Origin of the sequence: Frankia torreyi (genome assembly GCF_000948395.1) — a bacterium.
In the GTDB taxonomy this organism is placed as follows: Bacteria; Actinomycetota; Actinomycetes; order Frankiales; family Frankiaceae; genus Frankia; species Frankia torreyi.
Genome location: NZ_JYFN01000088.1, coordinates 1 through 21,983, shown reverse-complemented (window position 1 = coordinate 21,983; position 21,983 = coordinate 1). Strand labels below are relative to the sequence as shown.

General features: G+C 74.6%; 12 protein-coding genes and 1 pseudogene. 9 read left to right on the top strand and 4 right to left on the bottom strand.

Annotated features, from left to right (window positions below; translation table 11 throughout):
* A partial coding sequence (locus FF36_RS33580; RefSeq protein WP_131669501.1) for an HNH endonuclease signature motif containing protein occupies positions 1–308 on the top strand: 308 nt, incomplete at its 5' end.
* A 638-nt stretch (positions 309–946) separates the two neighbouring features.
* Positions 947–1,558 carry a cysteine hydrolase family protein gene (locus FF36_RS29210; protein ID WP_236706562.1) on the top strand — a complete coding sequence of 204 codons (612 nt, stop codon included), beginning with the start codon at positions 947–949 and terminating at the stop codon, positions 1,556–1,558.
* On the opposite strand, the gene FF36_RS41285 is transcribed toward FF36_RS29210, so the two are convergent.
* Together FF36_RS41285 and FF36_RS35710 are read right to left on the bottom strand one after the other, a co-directional pair.
* Positions 1,497–2,150: an alpha/beta fold hydrolase gene (locus FF36_RS41285; RefSeq protein WP_044888428.1), complete on the bottom strand. Its 654-nt coding sequence runs from the start codon at positions 2,148–2,150 to the stop codon at positions 1,497–1,499. The genes FF36_RS29210 and FF36_RS41285 overlap by 62 nt on opposite strands.
* A 1,158-nt stretch (positions 2,151–3,308) precedes the next feature.
* Positions 3,309–3,446 carry a hypothetical protein gene (locus tag FF36_RS35710; RefSeq protein WP_157866992.1) on the bottom strand — a complete coding sequence of 46 codons (138 nt, stop codon included), beginning with the start codon at positions 3,444–3,446 and terminating at the stop codon, positions 3,309–3,311.
* Between the two features lie 560 nt (positions 3,447–4,006).
* On the opposite strand from FF36_RS35710, the gene FF36_RS29200 reads away from it, so the two are divergent.
* Complete coding sequence (locus FF36_RS29200) at positions 4,007–5,368, top strand: NsdA family TPR-like regulatory protein (protein WP_052681585.1); 1,362 nt, start codon at positions 4,007–4,009, stop codon at positions 5,366–5,368.
* An 11-nt stretch (positions 5,369–5,379) separates the two neighbouring features.
* Positions 5,380–5,940 carry a GNAT family N-acetyltransferase gene (locus FF36_RS29195; protein WP_242422974.1) on the top strand — a complete coding sequence of 187 codons (561 nt, stop codon included), beginning with the start codon at positions 5,380–5,382 and terminating at the stop codon, positions 5,938–5,940.
* Between the two features lie 228 nt (positions 5,941–6,168).
* On the opposite strand, the gene FF36_RS29190 is transcribed toward FF36_RS29195, so the two are convergent.
* Entirely contained in the window at positions 6,169–6,717 is a 549-nt protein-coding gene (locus FF36_RS29190) for a TetR/AcrR family transcriptional regulator (protein WP_044888427.1), read from the bottom strand.
* Between the two features lie 137 nt (positions 6,718–6,854).
* Here FF36_RS29190 and FF36_RS29185 point away from each other — a divergent pair, with 137 nt between their 5' ends.
* Entirely contained in the window at positions 6,855–7,310 is a 456-nt protein-coding gene (locus tag FF36_RS29185) for a nuclear transport factor 2 family protein (RefSeq protein ID WP_044888426.1), read from the top strand.
* A 136-nt stretch (positions 7,311–7,446) separates the two neighbouring features.
* Here the strand turns inward: FF36_RS29185 and FF36_RS29180 are convergent, their stop codons facing one another.
* The gene (locus FF36_RS29180; RefSeq protein ID WP_044888425.1) at positions 7,447–7,812 is read right to left on the bottom strand and encodes a YybH family protein; all 366 of its coding nucleotides are present in this window, start codon (positions 7,810–7,812) and stop codon (positions 7,447–7,449) included.
* Between the two features lie 587 nt (positions 7,813–8,399).
* On the opposite strand from FF36_RS29180, the gene FF36_RS29175 reads away from it, so the two are divergent.
* The 4 genes and pseudogenes from FF36_RS29175 to FF36_RS29165 all read left to right on the top strand — a co-directional run.
* The gene (locus FF36_RS29175) at positions 8,400–9,200 is read left to right on the top strand and encodes an SDR family oxidoreductase (RefSeq protein WP_044888424.1); all 801 of its coding nucleotides are present in this window, start codon (positions 8,400–8,402) and stop codon (positions 9,198–9,200) included.
* A 129-nt stretch (positions 9,201–9,329) separates the two neighbouring features.
* A pseudogene (locus FF36_RS29170) lies at positions 9,330–15,692 on the top strand (beta-ketoacyl synthase N-terminal-like domain-containing protein); the annotation flags it as partial.
* Between the two features lie 222 nt (positions 15,693–15,914).
* A complete protein-coding gene (locus tag FF36_RS40490; RefSeq protein ID WP_339325625.1) occupies positions 15,915–17,462 on the top strand; it encodes an SDR family NAD(P)-dependent oxidoreductase in 1,548 nt (515 codons plus the stop codon).
* A 153-nt stretch (positions 17,463–17,615) separates the two neighbouring features.
* Positions 17,616–21,983 (top strand): type I polyketide synthase (locus FF36_RS29165; RefSeq protein WP_044888423.1); only part of this gene is annotated, 4,368 nt, incomplete at its 3' end.

Below are 21,983 nucleotides of genomic sequence, written 5' to 3'. Positions count from 1 at the left end.
CCCCACACCTACGCCGCGCCCTCGCCGCCCGCGACCGAGGCTGCACCTTCCCCGGCTGCGACCGCCCACCCTCCTGGTGCGAAGCACACCACGTCATCCACTGGACACACAGCGGGATCACCGCCCTACACAACCTCGTCCTGCTCTGCGGCCACCACCACCGCCAGGTCCACCACGACGGCTGGACCATCCTCTTCACCGACACCGGACACCCCGCCTACATCCCACCCTGGCGCATCGACCCGGCGCAACGCCCACGCCAAAACCCCTACACCCACCCACCCGACCTCCTCACCAGCATCACCTGACCACCGCCAGTCCGCCAGCCTCACTCGGCCGTCGTCATCTCCTGCCGACGGCGTATCACGGAGTGACGGGCTCCGATGGCGTCGCGATCCGGCCTGGCCGACCGTCCGCGCGGTTCCGCGCGGAACCGCGGCGAGCCAGAACACGATGGAGGTGCGATGTCCTTGCGCGTAGCAGCAGCGTCCGTCCAACTCCGACGGACCGCCATCCCGCCAGCCTGGCGGCATCGGTGCTCTCGCCCGTCGGCGCAGGAGCTCCAAGCGGCGCCCGACCACCGACGTCCACCCAGGACCGGCTAGACGAGCGCACCCCAGGGTCCGGTGATGACGCAGGTCAGGCCCGGGTACTGGAGGTTGACGAACAGGTGCCGGCCGGCCGCGGTGAACCGGGCGCCAGCCGTCTCCCTCGCGCCCACCGGTCCCGGCCTCGGAGGCGACGAAGGCGAGCTGGCCGCCGGCCCAGTCGGCGCCCGCCAGGCCGAGGAAGCGGGCGCCGCCGCGACCCCGAGCAGGCTCGATCGTGGGGAGCGCCCGAGCAGAACCAGGTCGAGCGGGAGGGCCCGCGCGAAGCGGGGCAGCGCAGGGGCAGATGACCCGGGCAGCGCAGAGCAGGGCAGGCACACTGCCCGAGGGGAGTCGCGGTGTCCGAGGCGGCGATGGCCCGCGGCGCGGCCGGTTTCCGCGCAGCCGGGCTGCCGGTGTTTCACCTCGTCCGGCTCTACCTGCCGGACGGCTCGAATGCGGAGCGCTGCCGGCGCGCCTCGATCGCCGCCGGCAGGCGCCTGGTCTGCTCCGGCAGCGACGGCAGCCAGCTCCACCCCGCGTTGGCGCCGCCGGGCGGCGGCGTGCGCCTGGACGATCGTGCGTTGTTGGCGGGCGCCACGCAGCGGGTGGGGCCGCGGGAATGGGCGCTGTTCAAGCCCCGGTGGGGCGGGTTCTACGCGACCCGGCTCGCCGACGAGCTGCTCGCGCTGGGCGTCGACACCGTGGCCGTGGTCGGCGCCAACTTCCCCAACTGCCCCCGGACGACCGTCTACGAGGCCAGCGAACGCGACTTCGATGTCGTGGTCGTCGCCGACGCGATCTCCCGGATCTACCCCCGGGGAGTGGCCGAGTGTCGCGACATCGGTGCCCGGGTGCTTGACACAGACGAGCTCCTCGACCTCCTTGCGCCCACCGCCGGTACGGCGGCTACGACGCGGACCGGCGAAGGAACCCGTCCAGCAGGGCCGCGAGGCCGACCGGGTCGGTGAGCATCGGCAGATGGCCGCCGGGAATCTCGACGGGGTCGACACCGAGAGAGATCCGGGCACGATCCCGCTCGGTCTCGAGGGCGAACATCTCATCGTCGGCGGCGCAGACGACGACGGTGGGTAGCGCGGCCCGTTCTGCGCGGCCGAGCGGGTAGCGGTCGGCGGCGGGGGCCATCGGCCGCAGCCGGGCGGCGAAGTGCCAGGCCCGTTCCGGTTCCAGCCGCGGGTACAGCGCCGCAACCGCCATCGACGGGTCCCAGACGCTGACGCCGTCGGGGCCCGCCGGCGGCCAGGGAAAGCCCGCGCGCAGCGGGCCGAGCCCCGGGCAGAGGAGCACGGTGAGTGCCGCGGGTAGCGTCGCCGAGACGAGCGGGGCGTAGGCGGCGCCCATCGAATGTCCGACGACCACGATCGGATCGCCGTCGTCCGTCCGGGCGACGGGCAGGGCGGCGAGGGCGGGGCGGACGCGCTCCGCGTAGGTCGTGGCGGGGTCGCCGAGCGGCAGATCCGGGGCCAGCACGCGGTGTCCACGAGAACGCAGGTCGGCGACGACGTCGTCCCAGCAGGTCGGGTCGTGCCAGGCCCCGTGCAACAGGCAGATGNCCCCCNCCCGCCAAGGCTATCCGGGCCGCGCACCGGCGCCACCCACCCACGGTCACCCAGGCCGCCCACCCGAGCCGCTCCCCCACGGTCACCCAGGCCACCCACCAGCGCAGCCCGAAGTCACCCGGGCCGCCCGCCGGCACCACACCCCCCCGCCCGGCGTCGCCTGCGCGCCTGCGCCACCGCGCCACCGCGCCACCGCGCCACCGCGCCACCGCGCCACCGCGCCACCGCGCCACCGCGCCACCGCGCCAGAATCCCCCGGGCCACGCGGTGACCACCCGGCCCGGAGGCCGTTGTCCATCCGTTTCGGAAACTCTGCGAATGCGGCCGAGTCGGCGAGTCGACAGGCCGGCGCCGGACGAACAGTCTCGCGATATTCACCCAACAGGTGCGCGACCATTGCTCCGTGTTGGCCGTAGGCTCATACCTCTAGACAATCCAGGGTCGATCGCAAAGATGCTGCGTTGTTCTGCACACTCCGGACGGTGGGTGGAGCCGGCCGGATTGTGGCCCTCTGGCGACCCCTCGCGGCCGGCCCGACACGGCGGCGGGCCATTCCGGTCGGGGCAGGATCGTTCCGTGTTCCACCCATTCGAGCGAATGATGACGACGGTCGGCCGGCGTGCCGGGAAATCATCCGCCGAGACGGCGCCACTGCGGCCCACTCCCGCCTGCGCATCTCCCGACCAGGTGCACCCCACCGGCCGGTGCACCTTGGCGACCTGGGCACCTAACCGGCCCGGACAGCCAACCGACCGGACAATTCACCGACGTGCGCACTCTCCGGCCTGCACTCGTCGCAGCCTGCGCACGTCACCGGCTTCGGCATCCACCTGCCCGGCGTCCCAGCGGTCCGGCACGCCCGCGGCCCCCGGAGCCGGCAGGTTACACAGAGCCGCAAGTCAAGCAAGTCAGGCAAGACGGACGCAACGGTCAGACCGCGCACATCTGACAGACAACGCGGACCGGGCGATTGGGCGCCTAATCGGGGGCCCCTGTGGTCACTTCGGGCCACACAAGCCTGTCGACAGGACTACCGGAGGAGTCCGGACGGGCTCTGGTGCCCAGCCGACGCTTCGCTTCGTGGTGAGGCCCCTCGGCGGGCGCTGGCGCTTCCACCCGCCGAGGGGCGGTGCCCCACCGCTCAGCGACCGCCGGTACGGCGGCAGGGCACGATCCGGTAGCCGGCGATGCCGGCGAGGGTGCGGGCGTGTTCCTCCGCGAGCGACGCCTCTGACCAGCCAACGAGGGTCTCGACCGGCCCGCCGTCCGCATCGAGCACTGTGATCGCGTAGTCCGACGTCCGCGGGCCCTGGGGCGGGATCCAGTGCCGACCCGGCCGGCGGACCGGCAGGCTCCGCGGGGGTACCCGAATCGGGGAGGGGCGGGGGGCACGAGTGGTCGGTGTGCATGGAGCACATCGGTAGTCGGGGTGCCGCCGGTATCGGGACCAAGGTCCCGTCGCGCCACCCGTGTGAGCCAGATTCGGCGGAATGTCCCCCCCATCCCGGGTAGACCCCGGCAGAGTCGAGGACGAATCACCCCCATCGGGGGTCCGCGATGTGGCGTGCACAACCTCTTCGTCCTCGAGGGGAGGGGATACGGAACTCGGTATTCCTGCCGAAGGGCTCGATGGTGTCACGAAACCTCCTCGAAACGGCGTTAACCGGATCACCGGTGCCGGGGGCACTCCCGCGGTACCCACCTGGGTGGCCCGAGCGTGCCTCGGTTGGTGCCATGACACACTTCGACCCCAGCTCGGCGACAGAGTGCAATAGATGGGTGCTCGTCCCGCAAGGACTTGTTGCGCCCCTCGAAACGGATGCGGCCCGGAGGTTGACGGTGGAGGCTGAACGGCAACGCAATGATGCGCTGGACCAGCTGGCAACCATGCTCCAATCCCTGATCGGAGACAACGAGACCAACATCAGCAGACTCGCGGAAAGGACCGGATTCAAAAGGCAGCAGGTATCCCGGGCGGTCAACGGCCGGGAGGTACCTTCGCCGGACCTCTCCGACGCCCTGGATGTCGTTCTCCCCTGCGGGGGGGCAATTAGGCGGCTGCGTGACGCCGCCGACCGGGAGAAGCGGGCGCGACGCCTCGGTGTCGTGCCCCCCATGAGAAAACCGACTGATGAATACGTTCCTGCACCGGAGGGGATGCTCGTAGCCAATGGTGCACGGACGATCGATCAAGGGGTGATTTCCACGAACCGGCGAGAGTTCGCGGCCCTGCCCGCGCTGCCCGCCCTGTCCGCCCTGGCGGTCTCCACCCGCCAGCGCATCGAGACCGGCAGCGCCTCCGACCGCACGCTCGACGAGCTGGAGTCCGACGTCGACGAGATCGCCCAGGTCTACGGCTCCGCCCCGCACGCCGCCCTGCTCGGCGAGGTGGCCGGGCGCTGGAAGCAGATCGAGGCGATCCTCGACGGCCGGATGTCCGCGGGCACCCGCAGCCGGGTGACCCTGCTCGGCGGCCAGCTCACCTATTTCCTCGGCCGGCTGGCCTTCAATACTGATGACTTCCGCTCCGCCCGTCGGTTCGCCGGCCTCGCCGGAACGTATGCGAACGAGATCGGCGAGCCCGTTCTCATCATGTCGGTCGCGGCACTGCAGAGTTCCATCGCCTATCACACTCAGCGCTATCGCCAGGCCATTGCCGCGCTGAGCGTCGTCCGCCACGTGAATCACCCGTACATGGATGCAAGAATGGCCGCGTACGAGGCCCGGGCTTACGCGAAGGCGGGCGACAACGACAACGCCCGGCGCGCGTTGAACCGGATGGAGGCGGCGTCCTGCGCGATGGCGCCGATGCCGGGAGAAACCCCGGTCGGCCCGGCGGCGGTCGCCATGTTCCGGTCCGGCGTCGCCATCACTATGGGCGACGCCGACATGGCCCGTGAATGGGCGCCGATCGCGGTGGCGGGTTACCGCCGCAGAGGCGCCGACTTCACCGTCGAGGAATCACAGCACGCCTCCATGTCCGACGCCTCCCGACATCTCCTCGGCCCCGACGCGGAACCCGAGGAGGCGGCCCGCATAGCAATGGAGGTGATGACGAGCGCACCGGCCGAACTGACGCACACCGTGAAATCCCGGCTGCGGCAGTGCGCGTCATCCTTTTCCCCGTCGCATCATCGACTGCCCGCGGTCTCGTCCTTTCTCGAGGCGTGCCGCACGCTGCCGGCCGGAACGCCGGTATGACGACGGCAAAGATGGTCGAAACGACCATCCCGACGCTCACGACGGAACGCCTGGTTCTGCGGCCGCTCGACAATGCCGACGTCCCCGGTTTCGTCGAGATCTGGTCTGATCCCGAGTTCACCCGCTACATCGGTGGACGATGCGATCCGGACAGCGTGTGGCACGCGATGGCCGGGAACATCGGCTGTTGGGCGCTGACCGGCGTGGGCCCCTGGGCGGTCGTGGAGCGGTCGACCGGGTCGCTCGTCGGCCGCGCCGGGCTATGGACCGAACCCGGCTGGCCCGGCGTCGAGGCCGTCTGGTTCATCCGCCGCGACCGCTGGGGCCGCGGCTACGCACGCGAGGCCGCCACCGCCGCCATCGGCTGGGTCTTCGCGCAGCGGCCGGACCTCGCCGAGGTCGTGTCGGTCATCCTGCCGGAGAACACCGCGTCGGTCCGTGTCGCCGAACGGCTCGGCATGACCCCGCAGCGCCTGGAGTTCCTCCACGGTGAGGACCACGCCATCTACACGATCAACCGGACCGACTGGGCCGCCGTCCTGCCCGCGCAGGCCGTACAGAACGCCCACTGACGGCGCAGCACCCGCACGCGCACCCCGTCGCCCCACACGCGTACGCCGCACCTCGCACGCACCACAGCCGCCCCTCGCATGCCGCCCCTCGCACCTCGCATGTCAGAGCACAGGCAGACGACCGGCGATCCACCAAGCACCGCGGGCACAACGCGTCAAAACACAACGGGACACCACGCAACGCGACGAACGGTGGCCGGGCCCAGGATCACAACCGGGCCCGGACCGTCACCGATGCGCGGCGAGGCCGTCCAGGACGACCCTGACCGCCCCACGGCTGACCGCGGTGGGCACGGGCATCGCGGCCGCCGCCTGGGTCAGGCCCCGGACCAGGAAGTAGAGCTCGTCGACGGAGACGTCCGGGCGGGCCACCCCCGCGTCCTGCGCGCGGCGCAACACGGCGTCGACGGCATCGCGCAGCCGCCGGGCCGCGTCCGCCGCGCCGGAGGGGACCTGGTCGGCGGCGCCGAGCAGGTTCGCCAGCGTCACCTTCGTCGCGCCCCGCTCGACCATCGCGGTGACCAGATCGCCGAGCGCCGGACCCGGCGCGGGCGCGGCCGCGAGCATGCGGGCATGCGTGACGAGGTCGTCGAAATGCCGGACCAGCGTCGCCTCGACGAGGTCGGTCTTGGTCGGGAAGTGACGGAACACCGTGGCGACGCCCACCCCGGCCCGACGGGCCACCTCCTCCGTCGACGCCTGCGCGCCGAGCTCGCCGAACACCTCCTCGGCGGCGGCGAGGATGCGCTCACGGTTCAGCCGGGCGTCCACCCGCATCCGCGACCACCCCTCACCCGACGACGGCACCCCTCCGTCCGTCGTATCACCCCCGCCGCCAAGGCGACGTAAACGAAGTCGTGACTTCGACTAGGATCCGAAGTCGCCACTTCGCTTATCTCGCCAGGAGGTTGAGGATGACCGCCGCCGCCACCCCCACCGAGGTCTTCCACGCGCTCGCCGACGCGGTGCCGCGGCTCGTGCTCGGCGACCGCTCCCAGCTCGAACCGCTCATCGCGCTGTACGCCGAGCCCACCGACGTCCGCCATCCGTTCGCCCCGTTCCCGGCCGAGCCGCTGCGAACCCGCGACGACCTGCGCCGGCACTTCAGCGGGGCGACGGCGGCGGCCGACGGGGTCGAGAGCTTCGCCGCGGTCGAGCGGACCGTGCACGCCACCGCCGACCCGGAGGTCGTCATCGGCGAGTTCCACTACGTCGGCCGGGCGCACGCCCGCGACTTCGACGTCGTGTGCATCTTCGTGCTGCGGGTGCGCGGCGGGCGGATCGTCGAGTCCCGCGACTACACCGACCCCGTCGGGTTCGCCCGGGCGTTCGGCCAGCTCGCCACGCTCGCCGCGGCCCTCGTGGCCTGACCGCCGCGGTCGCCCGCCCGCGACGTACGGCGAGGCATTCGTCCTGCTCGGCGGGAACCGAACGGGCGGCGAACGGCTCAGACCGACGAGGTCAGGCCGACAAGGTCAGGCCGACGAACGGCTCAGACCGACGAGGTCAGGCCGACGGGGACGTGAACTCCGGCTGGTCGATCAGGCGCAGCCAGGAACCGTCCGGCTGGCGGCGGACCACCTGGGCGCGGGCACCCGCGCCGTCCTTCGGTGGGGTCGAGGTCAGGGCGATGTCGCCGCTGGCCAGGGTTGGCAGGGGCGCCTCCTGCTCGAACGGCGGCAGTTGCGGCAGGACCTTCGCCCAGAAGGCGTGGATGGCCTCGCGGCCGACCGTCACGCTGCCCGGCGGGTAGGCCATCACCGCATCCGGCTCGTAGAGCGCCGCGATGCCCTCGGCGTCGCGGACGTTGACCCGCTCGACGAACAGCCGGGTGAGGTCCTCGGGCTGCCACGCCTTGTCGCGCTCCGACATGTGTCCTCCTCGGTGGGGAGCCTGGTCGTGATCCGGGCCGGTCTGGTGCCGTTCCAGGATCTCCAGGCCAGATAGCAGAAGTCCAACAGATGATCCGTATGACTTCCAGAACCAGAACTGCTGGTTGGCCGGAAGATCGGATGCCTCCGATCATCGAGGCGCCCGCACCGGCCACCCGCACCGGCCACCCGCGCCGACGGTGGCGTCGGCGGTGGCGTCGGCGGTGGCCGAATGTAAAGAACCAGTCACCTTTGCCTGCCGATATCCGGACACATCAGACGTACCGGACGCACTCCGCGCGCACCGTCCGACCTGCCCCTTTGGCGCCCCGAGGCCCCCCGGAGGCGGTTGCCCGGGGTAGCTCCTTGGTGGAAATCGCCCTTCCACTGCACTTGCACGAAGTTCGGGCACTGCCTAGTGTTCCTGCTGACTCAGATCAACACGTGGCAGGATTCAGCAATCCGGACCGTCCAGGACCGGACCCGCGAGCTCGCCCTCTTTCTCGGCGAAACCATTCACCGAATACCATCTCGCGGCACCGCCGACTGCCCTTTTATTGGGATGTCACCATCGGCAGGGAGGTTTCCATGCTGCTCGCGGACAAGGTTGTCGTCGTCACCGGTGGCGGCCGCGGGATCGGCGCGGCGCTCGCCGATCAGGCCGCGAAGGCGGGTGCCCGGGCGGTCGTCGTCGCCGACATCGACCTTGCCGTCGCACGAGCGACGGCCCAGCGTGTGGGCCTGCGAGGCACCGTGGTGGAGGCCGTCCGGGCCGACGTCGGATCACCGGCGGACCTCGACGAGCTGGCCCGGCGAACCCGCGAGATGTTCGGCTCCGTCGATGTTTTCTTTTCCAACGCCGGAATCGCGGCAGGCGCCGGGATCGACGCCACCACACGCCAGTGGGCCCGCACCTGGAGCATCAATGTGATGTCTCACGTCCACGCCGCCCGCATTGTGCTTCCGAGCATGCTGGAAAGGGACAGCGGCGCGTTTGTCATCACCGCCTCCGCGGCCGGTCTGCTCAATATCCCCGGGGACGCGCCCTACGCCGTGACGAAGGGCGCCGCGGTCGCTCTTGCGGAATGGCTGGCGCTCACCCATGGCGGCCGCGGCGTGCAGATCAGCGTCCTGTGCCCGCTCGGCGTCCGCACGGACATGCTGGTGGACGCCCTGAACGCCGGTCACGAGACGGCCCGCGCGGTGGTGGCGTCCGGCCCGGTGCTGGAGGCCGACGAGGTCGCCCGATGTGCGATCGAGGGCGTCGCCGAGGGCCGTTTTCTGATAATGCCCCAGGCGCAGACGGCGACGGCGTACGCCGAGAAGGCCGCCGACCCGGAGGGCTGGCTCGCCCGGCACCGCCGGGCCACGGCCGTCCCCGCCTCCTGACGCCCCACCGCGGGCACCGCCGTCGCGGCGTGGCCCGTGTCCGCCGACCCGGCCCGTCCCGCCCGTCACCCAGCCGTCCACCCGGCGGCCGTCCGCCCGGCGGCCGATCATCGTTGGAGAAGTGAGTCCATGCAGGCAAGCGCGCAGCCTCCCGCCGCCGCGGTGGGCACCTCGCCGGCACCGGTCCCGGCGCCCGCCGCGGCCCGGCACCGACGCGACCTCGTCCTCGGGGTGAGCCCGTTCGGCGTGCCCGATCCCCGGCTGGTGGCGGCACTGTGCCACGCCGGCGCCTGGGGCGTGCTCGACCTGGGTCGCGACCCGGTCGCCGCGCTCGCCGCGCTGCACACCACGGCGCGCCTGGTCACCGGCAGGTTCGGGATCCGGCTGGCGCACCCGGGTCTGGTCACGCCCGGGGATCTCGCGGCCTTCGCCGACCGCATCGGCCTCGTCCTGCTCCCGGCGCCGCCGCCCGGTGACGGTCCGGGCCGGGCGGAGCTCGCCGCGCTGCCGGGCGCGCGGCGGCTGGTCGAGGTCACGACGGTCGAGCAGGCCCGGTCGGCGGCGACCGCGGGGGCGCACGGGCTGGTGGCCCGGGGCAACGAGGCCGGCGGCCGGGTTGGTGAGCTCGGCGCGTTCGTCCTGCTCCAGCAGTTGCTCGACGGCGTCGGCCGGGACCTGCCGGTGTGGTGCTGGGGTGGGATCGGGGTGCGCACCGCGGCGGCGGCGGTCGTGGGCGGCGCGGCCGGAGTCGTGCTGGACAGCCAGCTCGCCCTGCTCGCCGAGTCCGACCTGCCCGCCGAGACCGCCGCGGTGCTGCGCCGGATGGACGGCACCGAGACCGTCGTCGCCGCCGGCCACCGGGTCCTGCAGTCCGCGCCGGACCGCCGCACCCACGGCGACGCCGCGACCTGGCCCCCCGAGCAGGTGCTGGGTCGGCTCGGGGGGCGCGGCGCGGGGCAGCTCCTCCCGGTCGGCCAGGACGGCTACCTCGCCAGTGCGTTCGCCGAGCGGTACGGCACGGCGGCGCGTGCCGTCAGGGCGGTGCGCCGCGCGATCGCCGCGACCGCCGGCGGCGCCGAGGCCGCGGCCGCCGCGGCGATCCTCACCGGCGACTCGCCGCTGTGCACCACGCTGGGCCTCACCCGCCCCGTCGCGCAGGGGCCCATGACCCGGGTCAGCGACTCGCCGGCGTTCGCCCGCAGCGTCGCGGGCGACGGCGCGCTGCCGTTCCTCGCGCTGGCGCTGGCCACCGGCGAGCAGGCCCGCCGGTTGCTCGCCGAGACCCGCGACGCGTTGGGTGCGCGGCCCTGGGGGGTCGGCGTCCTCGGGTTCGTCGCCGAGGATCTCCGGGCCGCCCAGCTCGACGCCATCCGGGAGATCCGGCCGTCGTGCGTCATCATCGCCGGGGGCCGGCCGGGCCAGGCCGAGGAGCTCGAACGACTCGGGATCCCCACCTTCCTGCACGTCCCCTCCCCCACCCTGCTGCGCCAGTACCTGGCCGCGGGGGCGCGCCGGTTCGTGTTCGAGGGGGCCGAGTGCGGCGGCCACGTCGGCCCCCGTGGCAGCTTCCCGCTCTGGGAGGCCCAGGCCGGCGTCCTGCTCGACCACCTCGACAACGGGGGCCTCGACAACCGAGACCCCGACGGCAGAGGCTCTGGCCACGCGGGATCCGGCCACACGGGATCCGACGACAGGGGCGGGTCGGCGGGTCGGCGGACCCCCGTCCAGGTGCTGTTCGCCGGCGGCATCCATGACGCCCGGTCCGCGGCGATGGTCGCCGCGCTGGCCGGGCCGCTGGCCGCCCGCGGCGTCGAGGTCGGCCTGCTGATGGGGACCGCCTACCTGTTCACCGGCGAGGCGGTCCGCGACGGCGCCATCGGCGCGGAGTTCCAGCGCCAGGCGCTGCAGGCCCGCGCCACGGCGCTGCTGGCGACCGCGCCGGGCCATCTCACCCGCTGCGTGGCCAGCCCGTTCGTCGACCGGTTCGACGAGCTGCGCGCACAGTTGCGCGCGGACGGCGTCGCCGACCATGAGGCATGGGAGCGGCTCGAACAGCTCAACGTCGGACGGTTACGCCTGGCGAGCAAGGGCCTGGAGCGCCGCGGCGACGAGCTGCTCCGCGTCGACGCCGAACGCCAGCGGTCCGCGGGCCTGTTCATGGCCGGCCAGGTCGCCGTGCTGCGCGCGACCGCGACCACCATCGCGGACCTGCACGACGACGTCACCATCCGGGCCCGCCGGTTCCTCGCCGACCAGGCAGGCCGGGTCCGCAGACTGACCGGCACCCGCCTGGCCGACTCCGCCCCGTCCCCGACCACGATGTTCCCGGCCGCCCCGTCCCCGACCGCGATGTCCCCGGCCGCGATGTCCACCGCCGCCAGGTCCACCGCCGCCGCGTCCACCGCCGTGACGGTCACGAGCCCCACGTCCATGTCCAGCGCGCCCGGCCCCGGCCCGCTGGACATCGCAATCGTGGGGATGGCCTGCGTCTTCCCGGACGCGCCCGACCTCGCGAGCTACTGGTCGAACATCGTCGCCGGGGCGAGCGCGATCGGCCCGGTGCCGGCCGACCGGTGGGATCCCGAGATCTACTTCGACGCCGGCGACGGCGGGGACGGGCGCCCCAGCGGCGAGCGGACCCGGTCGAAGGTGGGCGGGTTTCTGCCGCGGATCCCGTTCGACCCGCTCCGCTACGGCATCCCCCCGTCCGCGTTGACCAGCATCGAACCGGTCCAGCTTCTCGCCCTGGAGACCGCCCGGCGCGCGCTCGAGGACGCCCGCCTCGACCCCACGGGCTTCGACCGCGCCCGCACCGGTGTCGTGTTCGGCACCGAGACGAACAGTGACCTGTCCGCGGCCATCACCCTGCGCGGGCTGCTGCCCGCCTACTACGGTCGGGTACCCGCCGAGCTGGACGAACAGCTACCCAGGGTAACCGAGGAGACGTTCACCGGCATCCTCGGCAACATCATCGCCAACCGCGTCTCGAACCGCCTCGACCTCGGCGGCCCCGCCTACGTCGTCGACGCGGCCTGCGCCTCGTCGCTGACCGCGTTGGACATGGCCTGCAAGGAGCTGCGGTTCGGCACCGCCGACGTGATGCTCTGCGGCGGCGCGGACCTGCACAACGGCATCCTCGACTACCTGATGTTCTCCTCGGTGGGCGCGCTGTCCGCCACGGGGGCGCCCCGGCCGTTCGACGCCTCGGCGGACGGCACCGCGCTCGGCGAGGGCGTCGCCTGCGTCGTGCTCAAGCGGCTCGCCGACGCCGAACGCGACGGCGACCGGGTGTACGCGGTGGTCAAGGGGCTCGGCGCGGCCAGCGACGGGCGGTCGCTCGGCCTGACCGCACCGCGGGCCGACGGGCAGCGCGTGGCGCTGGAACGTGCCTACCGCGCCGCCGGGGTCTCCCCCGCCGACGTCGGCCTCGTGGAGGCGCACGGCACCGGCACGGTCGTCGGCGACCGCACCGAACTCGGCGCGCTCACCGACGTGTTCACGGCCGCGGGCGCGGCGCCGGGGGCCTGCGCGCTCGGCTCGGTGAAGTCGCAGATCGGCCACACCAAGACGGCCGCCGGCCTCGCCGGGCTGGTGAAGGTGGCGCTGGCGCTGCATCACGGCGTGCGCCCGCCGACCCTGGGGGTGCGCGAGCCGAATCCGGCCTGGGACGCGGCGAGCAGCCCGTTCTCGTTCTCGGCCACGGCCCGCCCGTGGCCGGTCGCGCCGGCACGGCGGGTCGCGGCGGTAAGCGCCTTCGGGTTCGGCGGGGCGAACTACCACGCCGTGGTAGCCGGCTATCCGGCGACGGCGGGCGCCCGGCACGCGCTGAACCGCTGGCCCGCCGAGCTGCTACTGATCCGCGGAACGGACCTCGACGCCGCCGGGGAGGCCGTCGAGGAGCTGCGCCGCCTGCTCGCGGCGAACGACGCGGCGGGACGACCGTGGGCGCTGCGGGACTTCGCGGCGACCGCGGCGCGGATGGCGGGGGAGCGCCGCGGGCCGGTGCGCTTCGCCCTCGTCGCCGACGACCTCGACCATCTCGCCGACCTGCTGGCCCGGGCGGCGGCCCCGGACGCGCACCCCGGTCGCGGACTGTTCGTCGCCCCGGCCCCCATCGCCCCGGCCCCCGTCGCCCCGGCCCAGGACGGGGTGGGCGGGTCCGGCGGGTCGTCGCCGGGGCGGGTGGCGGTGCTCTTCCCCGGGCAGGGCAGTCAGCGGCCGGGGATGCTCGCCGAACTGTTCGTCGCCTTCCCTGAGCTGCAGGACTACCTGCGAGCCGGTGACTCCTGGGCGGACCTGCTGCATCCGCCGTCCGCGTTCGGCACAGCGGTGGGAGGCAGCACAGCGGTGGGAGGCGACGCGGGCGCGGACGCCGAGGCGCGGCTGCGCGACACCCGGGTCGCCCAGCCGGCGCTTGGGATCACCGGGCTCGCCGTGCACCACCTGCTGACCCGGCTCGGTGTGCAACCGGACCTGCTCGCCGGGCACAGCTACGGAGAGCTGGTGGCGCTGGCCGCCGGCGGCGCCTTCGACCCGCAGACGCTGCTGGAGCTCAGCGCCGCCCGCGGCCAGTCGATCATGGCTGCGGTGGATGCGGCGGGCAGCGGCGACGGCTCCGATCCGGCCGGACGGGTGAGTGATCCGGGGGCGGCGAGTGATCCGGGGGCAGTGAGTGATCCGGGAGCGATGGCGGCGGTGCGTGCCGGCGCGGCCAGGATCGAGGCGGTGCTCGCGGACGCCGGGCTCGCCGACGAGGTGATTGTGGCCAACCACAACGCCCCCGACCAGTCGGTGATCTCCGGGGCGACGGCCGGCGTCGAGCGGGCCGTCGACCTGCTGCGCGCGGCCGGGCTGGGGGCCGTGCGGCTGCCAGTGGCGTGCGCGTTCCACAGCCCACTGGTCGCCGCCGCCGGTGACCGGTTCGCCGAGGTCCTCGCCCGAACCCGGGTGACGGCGCCGCGGCTGCCGGTGTGGGCGAACCGCACCGCCTCCCCCTACCCCGCCCCGCCCGGCGGCAGCGAACCGGCCGTGGTCGAGGCCGACGGGGGCGCGGCGGTGCGGGCGGAGCTCGCGGCGCAGGTAGGCGCGCCCGTCCGGTTCGTCGACGAGATCGAGGCGATGTACGCCGCCGGGGCACGGGTGTTCGTCGAGGCCGGTCCCGGTCGGGTGCTGACCGGGCTCGTCGACGAGATCCTCGGCGAGCGCCCGCACGTCGCGGTCGCCTGCGACGGGCGCCGCGGTGGCCTGCGGGGTTTCCTCGACGCGGTGGCGCAGCTCGCCGTCGCCGGGGTGGCGTTGCACCCGGACTGGCTGGTCGAAGGACGCGATGCCGCCGACCTGCGGGGCAGTCGGCCACCGGTCCGCCCACGGTGGAGCGTGTCCGGCCGGGCGGTGTTGACCGCGGACGGCGAGCCGCTGCCGGGCGGGCTCGCACCGGCCCGGCGGGTCCCCCTCGCACCGGCCGACCACGCGGGCATCCCTGGATGGTCGGCCGCCGGGCAACCGGTGGCGGCCGCGAAGTCGGCGGCGCCGGCCCGAACGCCGGTGTCCGGGCAGCCCGCGACGCTCGCGCAAACCCCTGTAGGCAGCCTGCCCACCGCACTCGCGCAGCCGAGGGCACTCGAACAGGCGACGGCGTTCACACAGCCGGGGACGCTCGCGCAACCGGGGACACTCGGACAGGAGACCGTCGTGGGACGGGCCGCGGACGTGCCGACCCGGGAGGCTCTGGTCGGCCACTTCCTCACGACCGCGCGGGACATGCTCGCCGCCCAGCGCGACGTCCTGCTGTCCTATCTGGGCACCCCGGCCGCCCCGGCCGGAACCGGCCTGGTGACGCCGTCGGCCCCCGCCGTGGTGGGCATAACGGCACCGGTGGTGGGCCTGCCAGCGGACATCGCCCCGGCGGGGACGGATGGCCTGCCCAGCGGCGGTGACGGCCGACCTGCCGCGGCCGGCGGCCGACCTGCCGCGGCGGACGGCAGATCTGCCGCGGGGAACGGGGGCGGTCCCGCGGCGGTCGACGTCGGCGCGGTCGTGCTCGATCTCCTCGCGGGCAGCACCGGCTACCCCACCGAAATGATCGAACCCGACCTGGACCTCGAGACCGACCTGTCGGTCAACTCCATCAAACGCACCGAGATCGCCGGCCTGCTCACCCAACGGCTGAACCTCACCGACGCACTCGGCCCCCGCGCCGTCGAGGAACTCAGCCGACTGCGCACCGTCCGCGCCATCACCACCTGGCTCGCCGAGCACACCCCGGCTGCGGACCCGGCTGCGGACCCGGCTGCGGACCCGGCCATCCCGGCCACACCCGGGGAGGCCGAGCTCCAAGGCGTCGTGCTCGATCTCCTCGCGGGCAGCACCGGCTACCCCACCGAAATGATCGAACCCGACCTGGACCTCGAGACCGACCTGTCGGTCAACTCCATCAAACGCACCGAGATCGCCGGCCTGCTCACCCAACGGCTGAACCTCACCGACGCACTCNGCCCCCGCGCCGTCGAGGAACTCAGCCGACTGCGCACCGTCCGCGCCATCACCACCTGGCTCGCCGAGCACACCGCGGCTGCGGCATCTCCGACCGCCACAGCACCTCCGAGCGCCACGGCACCCGCGGCGGCTACTGGGACGGTCACGCCGGTCGTCGACTCCGGCCCAGGCGAGCCCGGCGGGCGCGGACGCGGTGGTGGGCGGGCGCCGACCCGGTTCGTGCTCACGACCGTCCCCGCGCCGCTGATCGCCGACACGGTCGACCTCACCGGCACCGACTGGACGGTGTTCGGCGACGTGACGGTGCACCACGTCGCCGACCCGGTGGTAGCCCGGCTGGCGGACCTCGGGGCGGCGGTCACCGCGCGCACCGCCGCCGAGCTGGCCGAGGCGCCGCCGCAGCGGCTGGACGGGGTGCTCTACCTGTGCGGTTGGGGTCGCGCCGAGGGCGAGCCGGAGCTGCCGGAGACGTTCACGGCGATCCGCGCGGCGTTGCGCGCCGGGCCCCGCTGGGTGCTCGCCGTCAGCCCGCTCGCCGTCAGCCCGCTCGCCGCCGACCCGACCGGCCCCGCCAACCGGACCTCCCTGGCCGGACCCGCCGACCCTGCCGAACCCACCGAACCCACCGGACCAGGGCGGGCGCTGCCCACCGAGCGCGCCGCCGGCCTGCGCGGGCTGTTCCGGACGCTGGCGAGGGAATACCCGGACCGGCTGGTGCGACTCATCGAGCTCGACGCCACCACCGCGGCGGCGGACATCCTGGTCGCCGAGCTCGGCCGGCCCACCGGGGCTGGGGCGGTCGTCGTCCACCGCGGTGGCGCCCGGCTCGGCGAACAGCTCACGGCGGTGCCGCCGGGGCCGCTGGCCGCGGCCGGCGCGGGGCCCGCCGCCGACGGCGCGGCGGAGGCCGAGGCGCTCGGCCTCGACCGCGACGCCGTCATCCTGCTCGTCGGCGGGGCCCGGGGCATCACCGCCGGGTTCACGACGCTGCTCGCCGGCGCCGCGCGCTGCCGGCTGGAACTCGCCGGGCGCACCGCGCCGCCGGCCGCGGAGCATCCCCGCACCGCCGGGATCGTCGACCGCGCCGGCCTGATCCAGGCGGTGCGCGAGCTCGGGCACCGCACGCCCGGCGAGGCGCGCCGCGCGGTCGCCGCCCTCCTCGCCGGACGGGAGATCACCGCGACCCTCGCCGACGTCGAGGCGCGCGGCGGCCAGGCCCGCTACCGACAGCTCGACGTCCTCGACGCCGACGCCGTCCAGCAGGCGGTCAAGCAGGTCTTCGCCCGCCACGGCCGCCTCGACGGCGTCGTCTACTCGGCCGGGGTCATCGAGGACGCCCTCGTCGCGGACAAGGATCCGCAGTCGTTCCGGCGGGTGTTCGACACCAAGGTCGCCGGGGCGCGGACCCTGCTCGCCGCGCTCGCCGAACTGCCCGTCGCGCCCCGGTTCCTGACCTTCTTCGGCAGCATCGCGGGCGTCCTGGGCAACCGCGGCCAAGGGGACTACGCGGCCGCCAATGACGCGCTGGAGACCCTCGGGGCCGCCTGGTCCCACCACCGGGACACCCGGACGATCACCGTGCACTGGGGTCCCTGGGCACCGTCGGCCGCGCATCCGGGAATGGTCGATCCGGGGCTCGAGGCGGAGTTCGCGCGCCGCGGGGTGGACCTCATCGACCCCGACGCCGGTCACCTGTGCCTGCTGCGCGAGCTCGCCTGGGGGCCCCGCGACCTGCCCGCGGTCGTCTACTCGGCTTCGAGCTGGTAGCCGGCCACTGCGGCCCGGCCCTCGCCGCTGCCTGTGGCCACCGGCCGGGCGCGCCTCCCGCCAAGGTCACGCCCGGCTCACCGCCCCGGCCCCACCCGCCCCGAGTCCCACCCGTCCCACCCGTCCCTCCCGGTCCAAGGAGTCCCGACCCCGATGACGCCCTCGCCGGCCCCGCCCTCGTCACCGGCGCGCCCGCCCCGGGCCGTCGCGCCGCCCGACTCCGCCGCCGGTGGCTGGCGCCAGCCACCGGTCGCCGTCGTCGGCATGGCGGTGCTCCTGCCGGGTGCCCCGGACCTCGCCGCCTACTGGCAGAACCTGCTGGGCGGCATCGAGTCGATCAGTGAGGCGCCGCCGCACCGCTGGGATCCCCAGTTCTACGACCCGGCCGGCGCCACCGAACCCCACGCGGAACGGATCTACTGCCGCCGCGGCGGGTTCGTCGACGAGTACGCCTACGCCGACCCGCTGCGTTTCGGCATCCCGCCCGCCGACGTCGCCGGCATCGAACCCGACCAGCTTCTCGCGCTGCAGGTCGCCGCGAGCGCAATCGACGACGCCGGCGGCGCCACCCGGCTCGGCGACCCGGCCCGCGTCGGCGTCATCCTCGGCCGCGGCGGCTACCTCGGCGCCGGCCTCGCCCGCCTCGACCAGCGGCTGCGCACCGCCCACCAGCTCGTGTCCACCCTCGGCACGCTGCTGCCCGCCCTGGGCGCGGACGAGCTCGACCGGATCCGGGCGGCCTTCACCGACCAGCTCGGCCCGCAGCGCGCGGACGGCGCGATCGGGATGGTGCCGAACCTGGCCGCGTCCCGGATCGCGAACCGGCTCGACCTGCGCGGCCCCGCGTACACGGTGGACGCGGCCTGCGCCTCGTCGCTGATCGCCGTGGACAGCGCGGTCACCGAGCTCGCCGCCGGGCGCTGCGACGCGGTGCTCGCCGGCGGCGTCCACCACTGCCACGACATCACCCTGTGGAGCACCTTCGCGCAGCTCGGGGCGCTGTCGGCGCGCCAGCAGAGCCGGCCGTTCGACCGTGCCGCGGACGGCATCCTCATCGGCGAGGGCACCGGCGTCGTCGTGCTCAAGCGCCTCGACGACGCCCAGCGCGCCGGCGACCGGGTGTACGCGGTGATCCGCGGCACCGGGACGTCCAGCGACGGGCGCGGCGGCGGCCTGGTGAACCCGGAGCCGGCCGGGCAGGCCCTCGCCGTCGAACGGGCCTGGGCGGCGGCCGGGCTCGACCCGCGCGCCCGGCATTCGGTCGGCATGATCGAGGCGCACGGCACCGCGACGCCGGCCGGGGACGCCGCGGAACTCGCGACGCTGGCGCAGGTCTTCGGCAGCGACCGGGACGACGTCGGCGTCCTCGGCTCGGTCAAGTCGATGATCGGCCACGCGATGGCGGCGGCCGGCGTCGCCGGGCTGGTCAAGGCCGCGCTGGCCCTGCACAACCGCGTCCTGCTGCCGGCGGTGAACTGCGAGGATCCGCATCCGGCGCTGGCCAGGACGCGGTTTCGCCCGCTGCTGACGGCCGCGCCGTGGGAGAGCGCGGGGCCGCGCCGCGCCGGCGTGAACGCCTTCGGGTTCGGCGGGACGAACGCCCACGTGCTGCTGGAGGAGGCGCCGCCGCCCACCGCACCGCGCGCCGGGACCGGCGCGCCTGGATCCCCCGCGGGGGTCGGCTCGCCGGGGGCGCGGCGGGACCCGACCTCCGCGGGTCAGTCCGCCGCGCCCGCCGCAGCCGGCGCCGGCACATCCGTAGGCGGTACATCCCGAGGCGGCACATCCCGAGGCGGCACGGCGGAGGGCACCACATCCGAGGGCGGCACGGCGGGGGGCGGCGCGACGGGGGTGCCGGCGGCGACGGTCCGCGAACCCGACGTCATCCTCCGCTTCGCCGCGGCGACCCCGCGCGAGCTCGCCGGCCAGCTCGACGCCGACGACGCGACCCTGCGCGCGACGGCCGGCGGCCCGCCCGCGTACACGGGTCCCGGCGCCCGCCTCGGTCTGGTCCATCCCACCCCGCGCCGGCTCGCCGCCGCCCGGCACGCCGCCGGCGGGGCCCGCACCGGGGCCTGGGATGCCTGGCGGGGTCGCAGCGAGGTCTGGTACAGCGCGTCCGGCCTGCTCGCCGGCCCGAAGCCGGCGCGGGTGGCGTTCGTCTTCCCCGGGCTGGAGGCCGAGTTCGCCCCGCGGCTCGACGACGTGTGCGCGCACTTCGGGTTCGCGCTGCCGCGACTGTCCGCCGACGGCCTCGGGACACACGGCAGCAGTGTGCTGGCCGCCAGTCGGGTGCTTGACCGGACGCTGCGCCGGCTGCGCGTCGAGCCGGACGCCGTGGCCGGGCACAGCATCGGCGAGTGGAGCGCGATGTTCGCCGCGGGCCTGTTCGACGAGGCGGAGGTCGACGCCGACATCTTCGGCGCCGACCCGTACGAGGGCGACGTGCCCGAGGTGGACTACGCGTCGCTGAGCTGCTCGCGCGACGACGCGCTGGCCGCGATCGCCGACCACCCCGGGGTCGTGCTCTCCCACGACAACGCCCCGGCGCAGACGGTGGTGTGCGGGCCGCCGGCACGGATCGCCGAGCTCGCCCGCGGGCTGCGCCGCCGCAACGTCGTCGTGCAGATCCTGCCGTTCCGCTCCGGCTTCCACACCCCGATGCTGCGGCCCTACCTCGCCGGATTACGGGAACGCACCCAGCGGATGCGGATCCGGCGGGCACCGCAGACCGAGCTGTGGTCGGCCACGACCGCCTCGCCGTATCCGGAGGACATCGGCGCGATCCGCGAGCTGTTCGTCCGTCACCTGCTCGAACCGGTGCTGTTCCGGCAGGTCGTCGAGGCGATGGCCGCCGCCGGCGTCGGGGTGTTCGTGCAGGTCGGCCCCGGACGCCTCGGTGGACTCGTCGACGCCACCCTGGAGTCGACGCCGCACCTGACGATCGCGGCGAACAGCTCCGAACGCGACGGGCTCGGGCAGCTACGCCGGCTGGCCGTCGCCCTGTGGGTGGAGCACGGCGACCCCGACCTCGCCGCCCTGGACGCCCCGCCCGCCGGTGCGGCGCCACCCGCTCCCCTCCCCACGGGCAGCACGGACGGCACGGGCAGCACGGACGGCACGGACAGCACGGACAGCGCGGGGGCGACGGGCCGCCGCGGTGGCCCGCTGGTCCGCCTCGATCTGGGGGCGGCGTCGGTCCGCCTCGACCCGGCGGCACTGCCCAGGTTGGAGCCGGCCCGGCCGGCAAGCCCGCTGGCCGCATGGGCTGCCAGCGACCCCCTGGCCGGCGAGCTCATGGCACTGCTCGACGACACCGCCGAGACCGCCGCGTCCGTGCTGGCCAGCGCCTTCGCCGCCCCACCACCGCCGGCGACACCACCGCAGACCGCACCACCGCGGGCGGCCGAACCCGCGCTCACCACTGTGACGCGGACCAACGCCGGCTGGGAGGCGATCCTGCGCGTCTCCCCGCGGACGATGCCCTACCTGCTCGACCATGCGCTTCACGCGCAGCGCCCCGGCTGGCCCGACGACGCCGACAGGCGGCCCGTGGTGGCGGCGACGACGACCGTCCGGCTGATGATGGACGCCGCCGAGCGGGCGTCGGGGCGGATCGCCGTCGGCCTCGCCGACGCCCGCTTCGACGCCTGGCTGCCCGTCGCACCCGCCCGGGAGGTGGCGGTCCGGATCGCGCCGGTGGGGCCCGACCGGCTGCTGGTCACGTTCGCCGGCTATGCCAGCGCCCAGGTCGTCGTCGCCGACCGCTATCCGGCGTCCCGGCCAGCGCGCTGGCCGGTCGACCCGGCCGCCGAGCAGCCGCCGAGCATCAGCGCGCGGGACTTCTACCGCGAACGGTGGATGTTCCACGGCCCGGCGTTCCAAGGCGTGACGGCCCTGCTCGGCCACAGCACCCACGGCGTGCGCGCGGTGCTCACCGGCACCCGCGCACCCGGGTCGCTGCTCGACGCCGCCGGCCAGCTGCTCGGCTACTGGATCCGCACCCAGGCCCGCGACGGGCTGGTGCTGTTCCCGGTGCGCATCGGCGGGGTGCGGCTGTACGGGCCGGAGCCGGCGCCGGGCAGCCCGGTGACCTGCCAGGCGTGGGTGACCTGGGTGGACGACCAGTGGGTCCACGCCCACCTGCAGCTCGTCGACGGCGCCGAGGTCTGGGCCGAGGTCGAGGGCTGGGTGGACCGCCGCTTCAACCTCGATCCGGCGCTCGACGAGGCGTTCCGCCATCCGGACCGCCATCCGTTCGCGCTGGCGCAGCCCGGCGGCTGGGTGCGCGTCACCGAGCAGTGGCCCGATCTGGCCACGCGGGAACTGGTCCTCGGTAGCGTCACCGGCGCCGCCGAGCGGGCGGAGCACGACGCGACCCCGCCGCCGGCGCGGCGCGCCTGGCTGCTGCGCCGGATCGCGGCGAAGGACGCCGTACGCACCCGGCTGTGGGCAGCGGGCCACGGCCCCCTGTTCCCCGCCGAGCTGCACGTCACCGACGCGGTAACCGGCACCGCCGGG